This is a genomic window from Nocardiopsis aegyptia (assembly GCF_013410755.1).
Taxonomy (GTDB): Bacteria; Actinomycetota; Actinomycetes; order Streptosporangiales; family Streptosporangiaceae; genus Nocardiopsis; species Nocardiopsis aegyptia.
In genome coordinates this window covers 2186481-2202987 of the sequence record NZ_JACCFS010000001.1, presented here as the reverse complement: position 1 = coordinate 2202987, position 16507 = coordinate 2186481, and the positions used below count along the sequence as shown (strand labels likewise).

The following is a 16507-nucleotide window of genomic DNA, read 5'->3' as shown; positions in this document are numbered from 1 at the left end:
CGGTCCACACCCTCCCCGCCACCGCGCGGGGTGACCAGACAAGAAGCCTCCCGCGACCGCGGGGGTGACCCAGGAGGTTTGAAGTGGCCGTCCCGAAGCGGAAGATGTCGCGGAGCAACACCCGGACCCGCCGTTCCCAGTGGAAGGCGTCGCGCCCGGTGCTGGTCAACTGCCCGCGCTGCCGTGACCCGAAGCAGCCCCACATCGCGTGCCCGACCTGCGGCACCTACAACAACCGCCAGGTCGTCAACCCGGCGTAGGGCGTGCGTTCCCACGCGTGCCCACGTGCTCTCCTCGGGGCGGACCCACTTCGGGTCCGCCCCGAGGTGTTGTCGGGCCCTGGGGCGCGGGCGCCCGGCTTTGTAGAGTGAGGCGTTGCCCGTGTCGCGGGCAATACAGTGGGCACTACAGAACGAGAACCGCGGTAGCACCGGTGGTCCGGACCTCCCGGGTTCCCGAGTTCGTGGTGGCTGCCGGGGGAGTTCCGCTCCCGCGACGGTCACCTCGTGTTCGAGCACCCTGGTCGGGGCCTCCAGCCCGTACCCTACGCCAGCACGAGCGCCGACCCCCGGCGCGCACGAACAGGGAAGTGAAGTCGCGTGGCCAGTCAACTCTCCGTCTCCGAGGCCAGGGCGTTCCACAAGGCGATCGGGGTCGAGGTCGACTCCAAGATCCTGCTCCGGGCCCTGACGCACCGCTCCTACGCCTACGAGAAGGGCGGTCTGCCCACCAACGAGCGCCTGGAGTTCCTGGGGGACTCCGTGCTCGGCCTGGTGGTGACCGACACCCTCTTCCGCAAGCACCCCGACCTGCCCGAGGGCCAGCTCGCCAAACTGCGCGCCGCCGTGGTCAACATGCGGGCCCTGGCCGACGTGTCCCGCGGCCTGGGCATCGGCGCCTACATCCGGCTCGGCCGGGGCGAGGAGGGCACCGGGGGCCGTGACAAGTCCTCGATCCTCGCCGACACCCTGGAGGCGATCATCGGCGCGGTCTACCTCGACCGCGGCCTGGACGTGGCCTCCGAGTTCGTGCACCGCCTCTTCGACCCGCTGATCGCCACGGCCTCCGGGCTCGGCGCGGGCCTGGACTGGAAGACGTCGCTCCAGGAGCTCACCGCGGCGGAGATGCTCGGCGTGCCCGAGTACCACGTGGACGAGAGCGGCCCCGACCACCAGAAGACCTTCCGCGCGACGGTCCACGTCGCCGGGGAGAGCTACGGACTGGGCGAGGGCCGCAGCAAGAAGGAGGCCGAGCAGCAGGCGGCCGAGTCCGCCTGGAAGGCGATCAAGGCCCGCTCGGAGGCCGCCGCGGGCGGCTCCGGCAACGGACAGGGCTGAGCGCCGTGCCCGAACTACCCGAGGTCGAGGTCGTCCGCGCGGGTCTGGAACGGCACGGGCTGGGCCGGACCCTCAAGGGGGTCGAGGTCCTGCACCCGCGCTCGGTGCGCCGCCATGTGCCGGGCGCCGCGGACTTCGCCGCCCGGCTGGCCGGACGCGTGCCCGTGGCCGCCCGCCGCCGGGGCAAGTACCTGTGGCTGGAGCTGGACAGCGGCGAGATGCTCCTGGCCCACCTGGGCATGAGCGGCCAGATCCTGGTCCAGCCCGCCGGCAAGCCGGACGAGAAGCACCTGCGGGTGCGGCTGCCGCTGTCCGACGGGCAGGAGCTGCGCTTCGTGGACCAGCGCACGTTCGGCCACCTCCTGGTGGAGGGGCCGGGCGAGCGGGCGGGCGTGCCGGGGTCGGTGGACCACATCGCCCTGGACCCGCTGGATCCGGAGTTCGACGCGGCGGCGTGCGTGCGCGCGCTGCGGGCGCGGCGCACCGAGGTCAAGCGTGCCCTGCTGGACCAGACCCTGGTCAGCGGTGTGGGCAACATCTACGCGGACGAGGCGCTGTGGCGGGCGCGCCTGCACTGGTCGCGGAGCACCCGGGGGCTGTCCGACGAGGCGGGCGGGGAACTGCTCGGCCACGTCACCGACGTGATGACCGAGGCGCTGGCGGTCGGCGGCACCACGTTCGACGGGCTCTACGTGAACGTCAACGGGGAGAGCGGCTACTTCGAGCGCGGCCTCAACGCCTACGGCCGGCGCGACCGGCCGTGCGGGCGCTGCGGCGCGGCCATCGTGCGCGAGGCGTTCATGAACCGCTCCTCGTTCAGCTGCCCCCGCTGCCAGAAGAGATAGTGCCGAAGGCGTCCGTTGAGGGCGGCCCGCACCTCCGCGAAGCGGCTCGCGGGCGGTGGCGGGTGACGGGCGGGGGATAGCGCCGCAGGCGTCCGTTGAGGGGTGGCCCGGGGGCGTTCGGGTGCCCCGGAGGGGGTCTGGGCGGCCTTCTCAGGGCGCTCTGGCGTGTCGGTGAGGAAAGTGTCTCCGCGAGGTAAGGGAGTGATCGGGCCGTGGGGGACGGAACCGAGACGGTTCGGCTGACCGCGTGGGTGCGCGGGCGCGTCCAGGGCGTGGGTTTCCGCTGGTGGACGCGGTCCAGAGCCCTGGAACTGGGGCTGAGTGGCGCGGCGACGAACCTCGACGACGGGCGTGTCGAGGTGGTCGCCGAGGGCGGTCGGAGCGCGTGCGAACGCCTTCTGGAGCACCTCAGAAGCGGCCGGACACCCGGTCGTGTGGACTCTGTGGTCGAACGTTGGGCTCAGTCTGGGGGTACGTTCACCGGTTTCGTGGAACGGTGAGTATGCTTGGGGGGTAACGCGGTTCGCCCACACCGCCCGCCGACGGGGACCGGGAAGGTCCCACGGATCAGTGCGGGGTGGGTCCACGCTCGCGTCTCGCGGGACTCCGGCGTCGCCGGGGGTGGGAACCATCGAACCGTGCCACATCGCCTGCCCTGATCGTTTCGGCATGCGTTATGGCAATTACGGACAGTTGTAATTCAATCTTGACCAGGGCCGTTCGGAGTGAGACTCTGGAAGGCACACCGCGCACTTATACACCCGCGTCACAGGCAACGCCAAGTGAATTACGCGGGGAGTCGCGTGCGCGGACCACATCTGGTCACTCAGCGTGGAGGACCCACATCATGGCGAAGGCTCTGTTTGGCCACGTCGGCGGCTCCGACCCTCGTATGGTCGCGGAGATGCGACGGCTTCAGAAGCGAGTACGCGACCTTGAGGACGAGGTCAGTCGTCTTCAGGCCCGCAACGACCAGCTCAGCATGGCCGTCACCGACGTCGCCGTCAGCGCGACCGACCGCGAGCCCGCGCTCGCCTGACCCAGCGTCGACCGTGTCGGATCGTGGTCCGGACACCCTGACGACGTGAAGATCCTTGACGGGGACGCCGAACGCAGGACAACTGGCGTCCCTGGCCGGGTCTCACCGACGCTGTAACACATCGCACTGGCGGTCGTTGTGGCCGCCATATCTCGCCGCAGATTTTTCCTTTCGATTGCGGTCTCTTTGACGTTGTACCCGGCGGCCCGATGCGCAACCCTCCGTGTCCGTCGGATCCCCCATCCCCTCGGATCGCCGACCGCGGGCGCCCCTCCGCGCGCCCGCCGGTCCCGACCGCGGCTCGCCGCTCCGGCCACGCCCGTCCGGCGTCCGCCACCGCCTGAACGGACGGCCCCCGCTGCGGGGATCGGTCGCCAGGTGCCCACCACCACCCTCAACGGACGGCCTTCGGCCGCGCCAATCGCCCGCCCGTCGCCCGCCAGCACCCTCAACGGACGGCCTTCGGCCGCGCCAATCGCCCGCCCGTCGCCCACCACCACCCTCAACGGACGGCCTTCGGCCGCGGTATGAGCTTTATTGGTCCCGGCTTCGTGGCACCCTTGGGTGGTCGCCCTGTGTATCCGAGGTGACCATCGTGGGAGGTGCGGGTGTATCTGAAGAATCTGACGCTGCGCGGCTTCAAGTCGTTCGCGTCGGCCACCACCCTGCGCCTGGAGCCGGGGATCACCTGTGTGGTGGGTCCCAACGGCTCCGGTAAGTCCAACGTGGTCGACGCGCTCTCCTGGGTGATGGGGGAGCAGGGCGCCAAGTCCCTGCGCGGCGGCAAGATGGAGGACGTGATCTTCGCGGGCACCTCCACCCGCCAGGCGCTGGGACGCGCCGAGGTCAGCCTCACGATCGACAACACCGACGGCGCCCTGCCGATCGACTACACCGAGGTCACCATCAAGCGGACCATGTTCCGCAACGGAGGCTCGGAGTACGCGATCAACGGCGACACCTGTCGGCTCCTGGACATCCAGGACCTGCTCAGCGACTCCGGTATCGGCCGCGAGATGCACGTCATCGTCGGCCAGGGCCAGCTCGACACCGTGCTGCACGCCGGCCCCGAGGAGCGCCGCGCCCTCATCGAGGAGGCCGCCGGCATCCTCAAGCACCGCAAGCGCAAAGAGAAGGCGATCCGCAAGCTCAACGCGATGCAGGGCAACCTGGACCGCGTCACCGACCTCACCGCGGAACTGCGCCGCCAGCTCAAGCCCCTGGGCCGCCAGGCCGAGCTGGCCCGGCGGGCCGCCGTCATCCAGGCCGACCTGCGCGACGCCCGCCTGCGCCTGCTGGCCGACGACATCGTCACCCTCACCGACCAGCTCGCCAAGGAGGAGGCCGACGAGAAGGACGTCCTCGCCCGGCGCGGTGCCGCCGAGGCCGCCCTCACCCAGGCCCAGGAGCGCGAGACCGCCCTGGAGGCCCAGTCCGCCGAGGCCGCGCCCGAACTCGCCCGCGCGACGGAGACCTACCACGCGCTCTCGCGGCTGACCGAGCGGCTGGACGCCGTGCGCGGTCTGGCGAACGAGCGCCACCGCAACCTCGCCGCCGTCGCCGACGAACCCGTCCACCGGCGCGACCCCGAGGAACTGGAGATGGAGGCCGAGGAGGCCGCCGCCCAGGAGGAGGAACTGCTCGCCCGGCTGGAGGAGGCCCGCGAGGCCCTGGAGACCACCGTCACCGAGCGCGCCGCCGCCGAGGACGCCCTCCACCGCGAGGAGAAGCGGCTGGAGGCGGCCGGACGCGCCTCCGCCGAGCGCAGGGAGAGCCTGGTACGGCTCGGCGCGCGGGTGGAGAGCCTGCGCGGCCGGATGGCCTCCGGCGAGGCGGAGATCGCCCGGCTGGAGGAGGCCGCGCGGCAGGCCGCCGAACGCGCGGCCGAGGCCCAGACCGAGTACGAGATGGCCGCCGAGGAGTCCGCCGGACTGGACGAGGGCGACGCCGAACTCGACGCCGACCACGAGCGGGCCTCCCGCAGGCTCTCCGCCCTGGACGCCGAACTGAACCAGCTGCGCGACGCCGAGCGCACCGCCGAGGGCGAACGCTCCGCCCTGGCCGCCCGCAAGGAGGCCCTGGAACTGGGCCTGGCGCACAAGGACGGCGCGGGCACCCTCCTGGACGCCGACCTGCCCGGGACCCTCGGCGGGCTCGCCGGGCTGGTGCAGGTCGACGCCGGCCACGAGACGGCGGTGGCCGCGGCCTTCGGCGTGGCGGCCGGTGCCGTGGCCGTCGAGGCGCCCGGTACCGCGCTGGCCGCGCTGGAACTCCTGCGGGAGCGGGACGCCGGCCGGGCGGGCGTGGTCGTGGCGGGGGCCGAGCCGGGACGGCCCCGTGCGTCCTGGCCCGAACTGCCCGAGGGCGCGCGCTACGCGGTCGACGTCGTCGGCACGCCCGACCACCTGCGCGGCGCCGTCGCCGCGCTGCTGGAGCGGACGGCGCTCGTCGCCGACGCGCCGGCCGCCCGCGACCTCGTCGCGGAGCATCCCGAACTACGGGCGGTCACCGCCGAGGGCGACGTCTTCGGCGCCGCCCTGGTCTACGGCGGGTCGGCCGCCGCGCCCAGCCTGCTGGAGGTCCAGGCGGCCGTCGACGAGGCGGCGGAGCGGCTGGAGGAGGCCACCGAGGCCGCCAAGCGGATCGCCACCGACCTGGAGGCTCTGAAGCGCGAACGCGCCGAGATGGCCGCGACCGTCGAGGAGATCACCGCCCGCCGCCGCCAGAGCGACCGCAAGCGCAACGAGTCCGCCCAGCGGCTGGGCAAACTGGGCGGGCAGGCCAGGTCCGCCGAGGCCGAGTCCGAGCGCTACGCCGCGGCGGCGGCCAAGGCCGCCACGGCCAAGGGCGAGGACGCCGACAAGCTCGCCCGGCTGGAGGAGGAGCTCGCCGAGGCCGAGGAGATGGCCGCCTCCATCGAGGAGGACGCGCCCGACCCCGAGACCCGTGACGAGCTGGCCGCGCAGGCCTCCCGCGCCCGGGCCACGGAGATGGAGCGCCGCCTGGCGGTGCGCACCGCGGAGGAGCGCGCGCGGTCCATCGCGGGCCGGGCCGAGGCGCTGCGGGCCCAGGCCTTCGAGGAGCGCCGCGCCATGGAGCGCGCCGTCGAGCGGCGCCGGACGCGCGCCGCCCAGGCCACCATCGCCGAGGCCGTCGCCGAGGGCGCCCGGCTGGCCCTGGAACGCATCGCCGTGTCGCTGGCCGCCGCCGAGAGTGAGCGGGCCGCGGCGGAGGCGCGTAAGGAGGCCGTCGACGCCGAACTGCGGACCGTGCGCGCCCGGGTACGCGAGATGTCGGTGGAGCTGGAGAAGCTGACCAGCTCCGCGCACAGCGGCGAGGTGGCGCGGGCCGAGCGGCGCCTGCGCCTGGAGCAGCTGGAGACCAAGGCCATGGAGGAGCTGGGCGTGGACGTGCCCACCCTGGTGGCCGAGTACGGTCCCCGGGTGCCGGTCCCGCCGCCGATCGACGCCGGCGAGGACGCCGTCCCCGTGCCCTACGTGCGCGAGGTGCAGGCCAAACGCGCCAAGGCGGCCGAGCGCCAGCTCAACCAGCTGGGCAAGATCAACCCGCTGGCCCTGGAGGAGTTCGCGGCGCTGGAGGAGCGGCACGCCTTCCTCAACGCGCAGCTGGAGGACCTGAAGAAGACCCGCCGCGACCTCATGGACATCGTCCAGGAGGTCGACGCCCGGGTCCAGGAGGTCTTCTCCGCGGCCTACCTGGACGTGGAGCGCGAGTTCGCGGCGATCTTCGGCCGGCTCTTCCCCGGCGGTGAGGGGCGGCTGCTGCTCACCGACCCCGACGCCATGCTGACCACGGGCATCGAGGTGGAGGCCCGCCCGCCCGGCAAGAAGGTCAAGCGCCTGTCGCTGCTCTCCGGCGGCGAGCGCTCGCTGACGGCGGTGGCCTTCCTCGCGGCGATCTTCAAGGCCCGCCCCTCGCCGTTCTACGTGATGGACGAGGTCGAGGCCGCGCTGGACGACACCAACCTCCAGCGGCTGCTGGTGATCTTCGAGGAGCTGCGCGCCTCCTCCCAGCTGATCGTCATCACCCACCAGAAGCGGACGATGGAGGCGGCCGACGCGCTCTACGGCGTCACGATGCAGGGCGACGGCATCTCCCAGGTGATCAGCCAGAAGATCGAGCGCACGGTCTGAGCCCGCGGAGGCCGCCGTTCCGGGACCGGCGGACGCGAAGGGCCGCCCCCCACTGCTGGAGGACGGCCCCGTCCTGGTCGGGCGGCGTCAGCCGCGGGCGATGGTGATGACCGGCGAGGTCCAGGTCTCCCAGTCGGCAGGGTCGTCCGGGTCACCGAGCGCCTTGAGCGCGCGGGCCTCCAGGCGGTAGTCCCCGTCGCGGACGTCCTTCACCCGGCCGTGGGAGTCGGTCACGGTGCCGTCCCAGGCGTAGGAGAAGAACGACGTCGACGTCGCGCTGCGGTTGACGTGCGAGACGTCCACCGCGACGTTGCGGCGCGGGTGGACCGGCCGACCGGTGCGCTCGTCCACGACCACCATCTCCAGACGGGTGACGTGGTGGTCGAAGTGGGCGATGACGTAGGGGACGTCGGGCAGGCCGTCGACCCAGTCCATCGAGTAAGTGGCGCCGTCCGGCTGGTTGGCGAACGTGCCGCCGTCGGCCGCCGCGCACTCCAGCCCCTCGAACACCTCGCACCCGGTGATCTTCGTCAGCCACGGAAGCTCGTGGACGGTGCCGTCGCCGTCGGTGATCGGGGTCATGGCCTCGATCTCCTGGTAGTCGCCGTTGTAGGCGGCGTAGGGGACGCGGTAGGTCGTGCCGTCGTCGCCGGTGACGGACACGTACCCCCCGTAGAGCATCTGCTCGTAGTCGCGCGCCGGCGGGGTGACGGTGACCTCCACCTCGGCGGAGCCGCCCGCGGGAACGGTCACCGTGTCGGTGTCGAAGGACACCTCGGCGGAGTCCGCGTTGAACTCGGGGGTGAAGGTGCTGCCGTGGGTGCCCAGGGCGGCCTCGTGGGCGAGCGTGTAGACGGCCTCCTCGTCACCGTCGTTGGTGATGGTGACGGTCTCGCTCACCGTGCCCTCGGTGGCGCCGAGGGACAGCTTGCCCGGGGTGACCGTCGTGGTCGCCAGGACGGCGCCGGGGATGTCCATCATGCCCGCGCCCTGGCGGTGGGCGTTGTCGAGCAGGCCGAGGCCGGGGTTGCCCCACCAGTTCCTGGGGTCGGCGCTGTTCTGCAGGACGGTGCGCACGTCGTGCGCCGCCAGCTCGGGGCGGGCCTGCAGGAGCAGGGCGACGCCGCCGGCCACGTGCGGGGAGGACATCGAGGTGCCGCTGATCGTGGCGTAGCCGCCCTGGTCCATCGGGTAGGTGGAGTTGATCAGGCCGCCGGGGGCGCCGATGTCGGGCTTCAGGTCCAGGTCGGGCGACATGCCGTAGGAGCTGAACGAGCTGATCAGGCCACCGGTCGGGTTGGGGGTGGAGACGGACTCGTCGGTCCAGTCGAGCGTGACGGTCTCACCGGCGTCGAGGAGTTCGCGCAGGTGCGCTCCGGAGGCGTCGGAGACACCGATGGAGAACGGGCCGCGGTCGGTGATGCCGCCGCCGGCGAACATCCCGGGCACGTTGTTGTACATCACCACACCGGTGGCCCCGGCGTCGACGGCCGCGTCGTACTTCTCGGCGAACGTGCAGGCGCCGCGGACCATGAGCGCGGTCGCGCCCGCCGGGTCGCCCTCCAGGGTGTCGCCCGCGGACAGGCAGCCCCGGCCGATGTAGACCAGTTCGTCGGTCGTGCCGGAGGCGGGCGGCGGTGCGGCGGCGCCCATCTCCATGTAGGCCAGTGACTCCCCGCTCGGGGAGGCGACCACCGACGCCGCCTGGACGTGGGTGTTGTCGTAGGAGGCCACGCCGATCACGTTGGCGCCCAGGCCGGGGGCGCCGGCCGAGTACAGCCCGGTGTCGCCCTCGTTGCCGATGGAGGCGACCACGACCATGCCCTCGTCGACGAGGTTGTCGGAGGCGGTCGCGGTCGGGTACTGGGGCCAGGAGTGCGACGAGCCGATGCTCATGTTGAGCACGTCCATGTCGTCGGCGAGCGCGGTCTCCATGGCGGCGATCATGATGTCGGCGGTCGTGGAGCCCGAGCAGCCGAACACCTTGTAGGCGCCGAACTCCACGTCCGGGGCCACGCCCGTGACCTCGCCCTCGGCTCCGACGATCCCGGCGACGTGGGTACCGTGCCCGTGGCAGTCCTGGGGGTCGTCGTCGGGGGCGGGGGTGCTGGTGGCGGGGTGGCTCGCGTCGAAGTCGTCGCCGACGAAGTCGTGTCCGGTGGCCACCCGGTCCGTGGGGAAGGGGCCGGGGCCGCCGAGGTCGGGGTGGGTGTAGTCGATGCCGGTGTCCATGACCGCCACGCGCAGGCCCTCACCGGTGAGCCCGAGCTCGTTCTGTCCGATGTCGGCGCCCGTCATCGCCAGCGCCGTGTCGAGGTCGGGGGCGGAGTCGTCGGCCCCGGGGATCTCGTAGCGCATGACGGGGTAGATCGCGCTGACTCCGGGGATCTCCCGGGCGTTGCCGACCTGGGCGTCGTCCATCTCGACGGAGAGGCCGTTCCACAGTTCGCCGAAGGCGAGCCGCTCGGTGTACTCCAGGCCCTGCTCGTCGGCGTCGGCGCGGAATTCCTCCTGTTCGTCCTCGACCTCGGAGGGGGAGGTGCCCTCGGACGCGGGAGGGCTTTCCAGTTCGATGAACCACAGGTTGTCGGCCTGGTGCGTCATTTCGCCGGTTTCGGCCGAGGGGGCCGGATGGAGGGGCGCGAGCTCCGAATCATCGTCGGCCACGGCCGGGGCGGCCGTGGTCAGGCCCGCCAGAAGTGTCAGCCCGGCGAGGGAGGCCAGGCGTGAGCGGTGGGATACCACCTTGTGAACACATCCCTTCTCGGTACGCGCCGCGGACACCGGGGGAGCGGGCAGCCCACCGGCGGCGAGGGTGGCCGCCGGGGGATACGACGCAGGACGTCCGAATTCGGTTGTTCGACGCGTACGGCAACGAGATCATTGCTGTGTGCGATATCCGTGTCAATGTTGATAAAGACTCAATCTGGACACGTGGCGGAAGAATGTGACCAGCGTGACTGGTGTTTCTCATTGGGTCCATAAACGGACAAACAATGAGTCGGTGTCCTTCGCTGGGACAAAGAAAACGTCGTTCGGGGGCCGGAAAAGGCCCGTCCAGGGGCCCGGGCGCCGCGGTCCGCGTCGGAGAACCGCAGGTGAACGGGGTCGCGAGCGAGTGATGAGGGGCTCCCGGGTGCCGAGTACAGTAGGACGGTCGGGGTGCTCCCCCGACCGGTGTCGAACGAGCGAAGTCCGGTCCGGCGGCCACGGCCGCCCAACCCGGCGCTGTCCCGCAACTGTGGAGCCCCGCCGCGCGCGGGGACGAGCCAGGTCGCCTCTTCGGCACCGACGTCCCCGTCCTCGTGGGAAGGACAGGCCGTCCCCGCCCGGACCGCGCTCCTTCCCCGTCCCACCAAGGAGCACCGTGCGGATTCCCCGACCCCTCGCCCAGGGCCACCGACGCCGACGCGGGGCCCCGGCCCCGCTGCCCGCCGCGCTGCTGGGCGTCACGCTCGCGCTCACCGCCTGCGGTTCCCCGGACTCCGCGTCCGAGCCCGCCCCCGAGACCGGGTCCGACGGCGCCTTTCCCGTCACCGTCGACGACGCGCTCGGCGAGGTGACCATCGAGGCCGAGCCCGAGCGGATCGTCTCGCTCTCGCCCACCGCGACCGAGATGCTCTTCGCCATCGGTGCCGGAGACCAGGTCGAGGCGGCCGACGAGTACTCGAACTTCCCCGAGGACGCTCCGACGACCGACCTCAGTGGCTTCACGCCCAACGTCGAGGCGATCGTGGAGTACGACCCGGACCTGGTCCTGCTCGCCCGCTCCTCCGAGGACACCGCCCCGCAACTGGAGGACGTCGGCGTGCCCGTCGTCGTGCTGGACGACGCCGCCACCCTCGACGACGCCTACGCCCAGATGCGCATGCTCGGCGAGGTGACCGGCCACGCCGAGTCCGCCGACGCCGAGGCCGAGCGGGTTCGGACGGAGTTCGAGGCGGTCGTCGAGAGCGTGCGCGAGGACGTCGGCGAGGTGGACCTCACCTTCTACCAGGAGCTCGACGACAGCCTCTACTCCGCGACCTCCGGCACGTTCGTCGGCCAGATCTACCAGGCCTTCGGGCTGGAGAACATCGCCGACGCGGCCGAGGGCGCCGACAGCGGCTACCCGCAGCTGTCCCCGGAGTACGTCGTGGACGAGAACCCGGACATGATCTTCCTGTCCTACGGCGACGAGGAGACCCTGGCCTCGGTGGGCGAGCGCCCGGCCTTCGACACGGTCACGGCCGTCGAGGAGGACGCGGTGTACCTGCTCGACGCGGACATCTCCTCGCGTTGGGGGCCGCGCGTGGTCGACTTCGCCGAGCTGGTCGGCAACGCCGTCCGAGAGAGCGCGGGCGCCTAGGTGGGAGACCGGCGGACGAGCCACGCGGGGTGGGGCCGCCCTCAACGGGCGCCTTCGGCGCGGACTCTTCTTCCCGTCGGCTGGCTGGTCGGGGGAGCGGCCCTGCTGGTCGCCGCCGGCCTGCTCGGCGTCTCCGCCGGGGCGGCCGACATCTCCGCGACCGACATCCTCCGCCACCTGCTCAGCCACCTGCCGTTCTCCGGAGTGGAGTCACCGCTCGACGAGCGGCAGGTGGCCCTGCTGGTCGCCCTGCGCCTGCCCCGCGTCGTCATGGGCGCCATCGTCGGCGCCCTACTGGCCACCGCCGGCGGCGCCTACCAGGGCGTCTTCCGCAACGCCCTGGCCGATCCCTTCCTGCTCGGCGCCGCCGCCGGCGCCGGGCTGGGTGCCACCCTGGTCATGGTCTTCGGCCAGGAGCTGACCGACACGCCGCGCGCCGCCGTCCCGTTCGCCGCCTTCGTCGGCGCCCTGGTGGGCGTGGCCGCCGCCTACCTCCTGGGCTCCACCGCGGGCGGCGGCGGCACCGCGTCCCTGGTCCTGGCGGGTGTGGCCGTGTCGTCGTTCCTGTCCGCGGCGCAGACCCTCGTGCAGCAGATGGGGGTCGACCAGCTCCAGCGCGTCTACTCGTGGCTGCTCGGCGGCCTGGGCCGCGGCGGCTGGGACGACGTGCGGCTGGTGTGGCCCTACGCACTGGTGAGCCTGGTCGTCCTGCTCGCCTGCGGCTACCTGCTGGACATGCTCGCCCTCGGCGACGACAAGGCCCTCAGCCTCGGCCTGAACCCGGGCGTGGTCCGGATCATCGTGATCAGCGCCGCGTCACTGGCCACGGCCGCCGCGGTGGCGGTGAGCGGGCTGATCGGTTTCGTCGGCATCGTGGTCCCCCACGTGGTCCGCCGCCTGGTGGGGGCCAACTACCGGGCGATCCTGCCTGTCACCGTGCTCTTCGGGGGCGCGTTCCTGGTGCTGGTCGACATCGTCGCCCGTACCGTGGTCGCCCCCGCCGAACTGCCCATCGGCGTCGTGACCGCCTTCCTGGGCGCGCCGTTCTTCCTGCTCATCCTGAGGACGACCCGCCACCGCACGACGTGAGCGCGACGCCGTTCGGAGCGGCCCGCCGCGCCCCGGTTCGTTCCCGGCACGCCATCTAGGGCGTGCGTGGCGGATACTTGTCCTGCTGCGCGTCGCCCCAGCGGCACTCTCGCGGCGTTCTCATCAGTCGACGGCCAACCCCGGGCCGACTCCTTCTTCGGCCTTGCGAGAGCACCACTGGAGACACCGCTCGCGACGGACAGCATCCACCACACACGCCCTACCGTGACGCGAACGCGTCGCACGTTCTGGGAGACTGGGGAGCGCTATGGACATCACCGTGCTCGCAACCTCAGTCATCGTCGTCCTGGTCCTGCTGCTGGCCGTCGGCGGGTTCTACCTGGTCAAGACCCGGCGTCCGGTCGAGCCGGGCGAGGAGGAGACCAAGCCCGAGGTCACCGGGGAGCCCGCCGCCCCGGAGGAGGACCGAGAACGGGCCGAGGGCGCGGTCGTCCCGCCGCCCGCCCACGCCCCTCCGGCCGAGGCCGCCCCGACCGCCGAACCCGAGCTGGAGACGCCGCCGCCCTCCGCGGGGCGCATGGTGCGCCTGCGCGCCCGCCTGGCCCGATCGCAGACCTCGCTGGGCCAGGGGCTGCTCAACCTGCTCTCCTCCGACTCCCTGGACGAGGACGCGTGGGAGGAGATCGAGGACACCCTCATCACCGCCGACATCGGCGTGACCGCGGCCGCGCAGATCGTCGAGAGCCTGCGCACCAAGGTCAAGGTGCTCGGCAGCCGCGGCGTCGACGAGGTGCGCGGACTGCTGCGCGAGGAGCTGTTGGCGCAGATCGGCACCGACACCGACCGGACCGTGCGCACCGAGCCGCACGGCGACCGGCCCGCGGTGATCATGGTCGTGGGTGTCAACGGCACCGGAAAGACCACCACCACCGGCAAGCTCGCCCGTGCCCTGGTCGGCGACGGCCGCAGCGTGGTGCTCGGCGCCGCGGACACCTTCCGCGCCGCCGCGACCGAGCAGCTCCAGACGTGGGGCGGCCGCGTGGGCGCGCCCGTCGTGCGCAAGGAGGAGGGCGCCGACCCGGCCAGTGTGGCCTTCGACGCCGTCTCACGGGGGATCGAGGACGGCGCCGACACCGTCATCATCGACACCGCCGGGCGCCTGCACACCAAGACCGGGCTCATGGACGAGCTGGGCAAGGTCAAGCGCGTCGTGGAGAAGAAGTCCCAGGTGGACGAGGTCCTGCTGGTGCTGGACGCCACCACCGGCCAGAACGGCCTGCGCCAGGCGCGGGTGTTCGGCGAGGTCGTGAACGTGACCGGCATCGCTCTGACCAAGCTCGACGGCACCGCCAAGGGCGGCATCATCGTGCAGGTCCAGCGGGAGCTGGGCGTGCCGGTCAAGCTCGTCGGGCTGGGGGAGGGGCCGGACGACCTGGCGCCCTTCGACCCCGAGGTCTTCGTGGACGCCGTCCTCAACGGCTCCTGAGACGACGCGTCCGCCGCGGCAGGGCGGCGGGGGCGTCGACACACCGGTGGCCGGGCACCCGCGGCGGTGCCCGGCCACCGGTGTGCCCGGGGTCCGCGGGTGTCCTCCGGGAGCGTGAGCGTCGGGCGTGGGGGCGCCGGGCGCGGGGGCGCAGGGTGCGGGTCCGCGGGTGTGACCCACTTCATGTGTGCGTCACACCACCGCAACACAAGGCCGTGGAACCTGACCCCCGTCCCGTTACCGGGGTGAGATGTGACCGTGCGTCCTGATTCGATCTCGTACCGTTCACGGCACGCGTCGTGATCTGTACGCATGCACGAGCGATCGCACGTGCTGGGGGCTCTGTTCATGGTGGCTTAACACTTCTGGCTGTCCTTTTACACGGGTGCAACACGGCAGCTCCCATGGAGAAACACCCAGCTCAGAAAGTGGCCTGTGTGGTGATCTGAACGGCCCGACGACGTGCTCGCTGACGCCGCCCCTGCATGACCATCCCCCGTCCGTCCTACGGAGGCGACGACATGATTGACACTGGCAACACCACGTGGCTGCTGGTGAGCGCCGCGCTGGTGATGCTCATGACCCCAGGACTGGCCTTCTTCTACGGAGGCATGTCCCGGGCGAAGAGCGTCCTGAACATGATGCTCATGAGCTTCGCGAGCATCGCGATCGTCAGCGTGCTGTGGGTCGCCATCGGCCACTCGCTCACCTACGCGGAGGGCCCCGGCGCGCTCAACCACTTCATCGGCGGCTTCGACTACGTCGGGCTGAGCAGCCTCATCGGTGAGATCGAGCCCTCCGACGGCGAGGGCGGCGCGGGCTACCCGCTGCTGGTCGACGCCGGATTCCAGATGATGTTCGCCATCATCACCGTGGCGCTCATCTCCGGTGCCATCGCCGACCGCGCCAAGTTCGGCGCCTGGCTGATCTTCGTGCCGGTGTGGGCCACCCTGGTCTACTTCCCCGTGGCCCACTGGGTCTGGGGCGGCGGCTGGTTCGACCTGATCAACATCGGCGGCGCGGGCGTGGTCGACTTCGCCGGCGGTACCGCGGTCCACATCAACGCCGGTGCCGCGGCCCTGGCCCTGACCTTCGTGCTCGGCCGCCGCAAGGGCTTCGGCGTGGAGTCCATGCGCCCGCACAACCTGCCGTTCGTCCTGCTGGGCGCCGCCCTGCTGTGGTTCGGCTGGTTCGGCTTCAACGCCGGCTCCGCCTACGCCGCCGACGGCACCGCCGCGCTCGCCCTGGTCAACACCCAGGTCGCCACCGCCGCCGCGATCATCGCCTGGATCATCGTGGAGAAGCTGCGCTACGGCAAGGCCAGCGCGCTCGGCTTCGCCTCCGGTGCCATCGCCGGCCTGGTCGCCATCACCCCGGCCGCCGCGGACGTCACCCCGCTGGGCGCGATCGCGGTCGGCGCCGTCTCCGGTGCGGTCTGCGCCTACGCGATCAGCTGGAAGTTCAAGTTCAAGTTCGACGACGCGCTCGACGTCGTCGGCATCCACATGGTCGGCGGCATCATCGGTTCGCTGATGATCGGCCTCGTGGCCGCCGAGATCACCTCCGGCTCCAGCGGCCTGTTCGACGGCGGCGGCGTCTCGCTGCTGATCGTCCAGCTGATCGCCGTGGTCGCCACGATCATCTACTCCTTCGTCGCCACCTGGATCATCGCCAAGATCATCGACCTCATCATGGGCTTCCGTATCCCGGAAGAGGTCGAGACCAACGGCCTGGACCACGAGCTGCACGCCGAAACGGCCTACGCCTTCGACGAGTTGGACGAGCTCGAGGCAGAAGCGGTCTCCTCGTCGACGCCTCCGGGCGAGGAGACGGCCTCATCGCAGGCCAAGGCCTAGTCTTCAACGTCGAGGCCAGGGGTCTTGGCCGCTGACGCGGTGAGGTGACCCAGAGACCGGCGGGGAGTGATCCCCGTCGGTCTCGTTCGTGTGCGGGGCCGCCGGTGGACCGGACCGGCGGCGTGCGGGAGACGTCCGGAAGGCGCCGAAGGCGTGCGGGAGGCGCCCGGAAGGCGCCAGGGAAGCGCCGGAGCGTACTCCACACCCTTTGTGCGGTTTCATGGAGCGTTGTTGGCCATGGTCTGTGCCGGGGTTGGATACGCTTTCGGGGCGGTGAGGCTGCGGAGCCGAGCGGTCGCGGCCGAGTGCCGCGCGACCGGGCCCGCGCGGCGGTCCGACGGCCGGACGGCGGAGCGTTCCGGCTCGGGCCGGAACGGATCGAAACCACGGGC

General features: G+C 71.8%; 11 protein-coding genes. 10 read left to right on the top strand and 1 reads right to left on the bottom strand.

What is annotated here, in order from left to right:
• Positions 1–83: 83 nt before the first annotated feature.
• The 6 genes from rpmF to smc all read left to right on the top strand — a co-directional run bounded on the left by rpmF (position 84) and on the right by smc (position 7375).
• Entirely contained in the window at positions 84–260 is a 177-nt protein-coding gene (rpmF, locus tag HNR10_RS09845) for a 50S ribosomal protein L32 (RefSeq protein ID WP_053616047.1), read from the top strand.
• Positions 261–599: 339 nt separating this feature from the next.
• On the top strand, positions 600–1337 hold the full coding sequence (rnc, locus tag HNR10_RS09840; RefSeq protein ID WP_179822582.1) for a ribonuclease III: 738 nt from the start codon (positions 600–602) through the stop codon (positions 1335–1337).
• Positions 1338–1342: 5 nt separating this feature from the next.
• Positions 1343–2182 carry a bifunctional DNA-formamidopyrimidine glycosylase/DNA-(apurinic or apyrimidinic site) lyase gene (mutM, locus tag HNR10_RS09835; RefSeq protein WP_179822581.1) on the top strand — a complete coding sequence of 280 codons (840 nt, stop codon included), beginning with the start codon at positions 1343–1345 and terminating at the stop codon, positions 2180–2182.
• 212 nt (positions 2183–2394) lie between these two features.
• Positions 2395–2682, top strand: a complete 288-nt coding sequence (locus HNR10_RS09830) for an acylphosphatase (protein ID WP_179822579.1) — start codon at positions 2395–2397, stop codon at positions 2680–2682.
• Between the two features lie 347 nt (positions 2683–3029).
• Positions 3030–3221, top strand: coding sequence for a hypothetical protein (locus tag HNR10_RS09825; RefSeq protein ID WP_053616044.1), 192 nt, complete (start codon positions 3030–3032; stop codon positions 3219–3221).
• 608 nt (positions 3222–3829) lie between these two features.
• Positions 3830–7375, top strand: a complete 3546-nt coding sequence (gene smc, locus HNR10_RS09820) for a chromosome segregation protein SMC (RefSeq protein ID WP_179822577.1) — start codon at positions 3830–3832, stop codon at positions 7373–7375.
• Positions 7376–7462: 87 nt separating this feature from the next.
• Here the strand turns inward: smc and HNR10_RS09815 are convergent, their stop codons facing one another.
• Entirely contained in the window at positions 7463–10120 is a 2658-nt protein-coding gene (locus HNR10_RS09815; protein ID WP_179822576.1) for a S8 family serine peptidase, read from the bottom strand.
• 628 nt (positions 10121–10748) lie between these two features.
• Between HNR10_RS09815 and HNR10_RS09810 the strand changes: the two genes are divergently transcribed.
• From HNR10_RS09810 to HNR10_RS09795, 4 genes are all read left to right on the top strand, one after another.
• Complete coding sequence (locus tag HNR10_RS09810) at positions 10749–11723, top strand: ABC transporter substrate-binding protein (protein ID WP_376769789.1); 975 nt, start codon at positions 10749–10751, stop codon at positions 11721–11723.
• 84 nt (positions 11724–11807) lie between these two features.
• On the top strand, positions 11808–12812 hold the full coding sequence (locus HNR10_RS09805; RefSeq protein WP_179829645.1) for a FecCD family ABC transporter permease: 1005 nt from the start codon (positions 11808–11810) through the stop codon (positions 12810–12812).
• 268 nt (positions 12813–13080) lie between these two features.
• Positions 13081–14259 carry a signal recognition particle-docking protein FtsY gene (ftsY, locus tag HNR10_RS09800; RefSeq protein ID WP_179822573.1) on the top strand — a complete coding sequence of 393 codons (1179 nt, stop codon included), beginning with the start codon at positions 13081–13083 and terminating at the stop codon, positions 14257–14259.
• Positions 14260–14780: 521 nt separating this feature from the next.
• Positions 14781–16115, top strand: a complete 1335-nt coding sequence (locus tag HNR10_RS09795; RefSeq protein ID WP_179822571.1) for an ammonium transporter — start codon at positions 14781–14783, stop codon at positions 16113–16115.
• Positions 16116–16507: the final 392 nt, after the last annotated feature.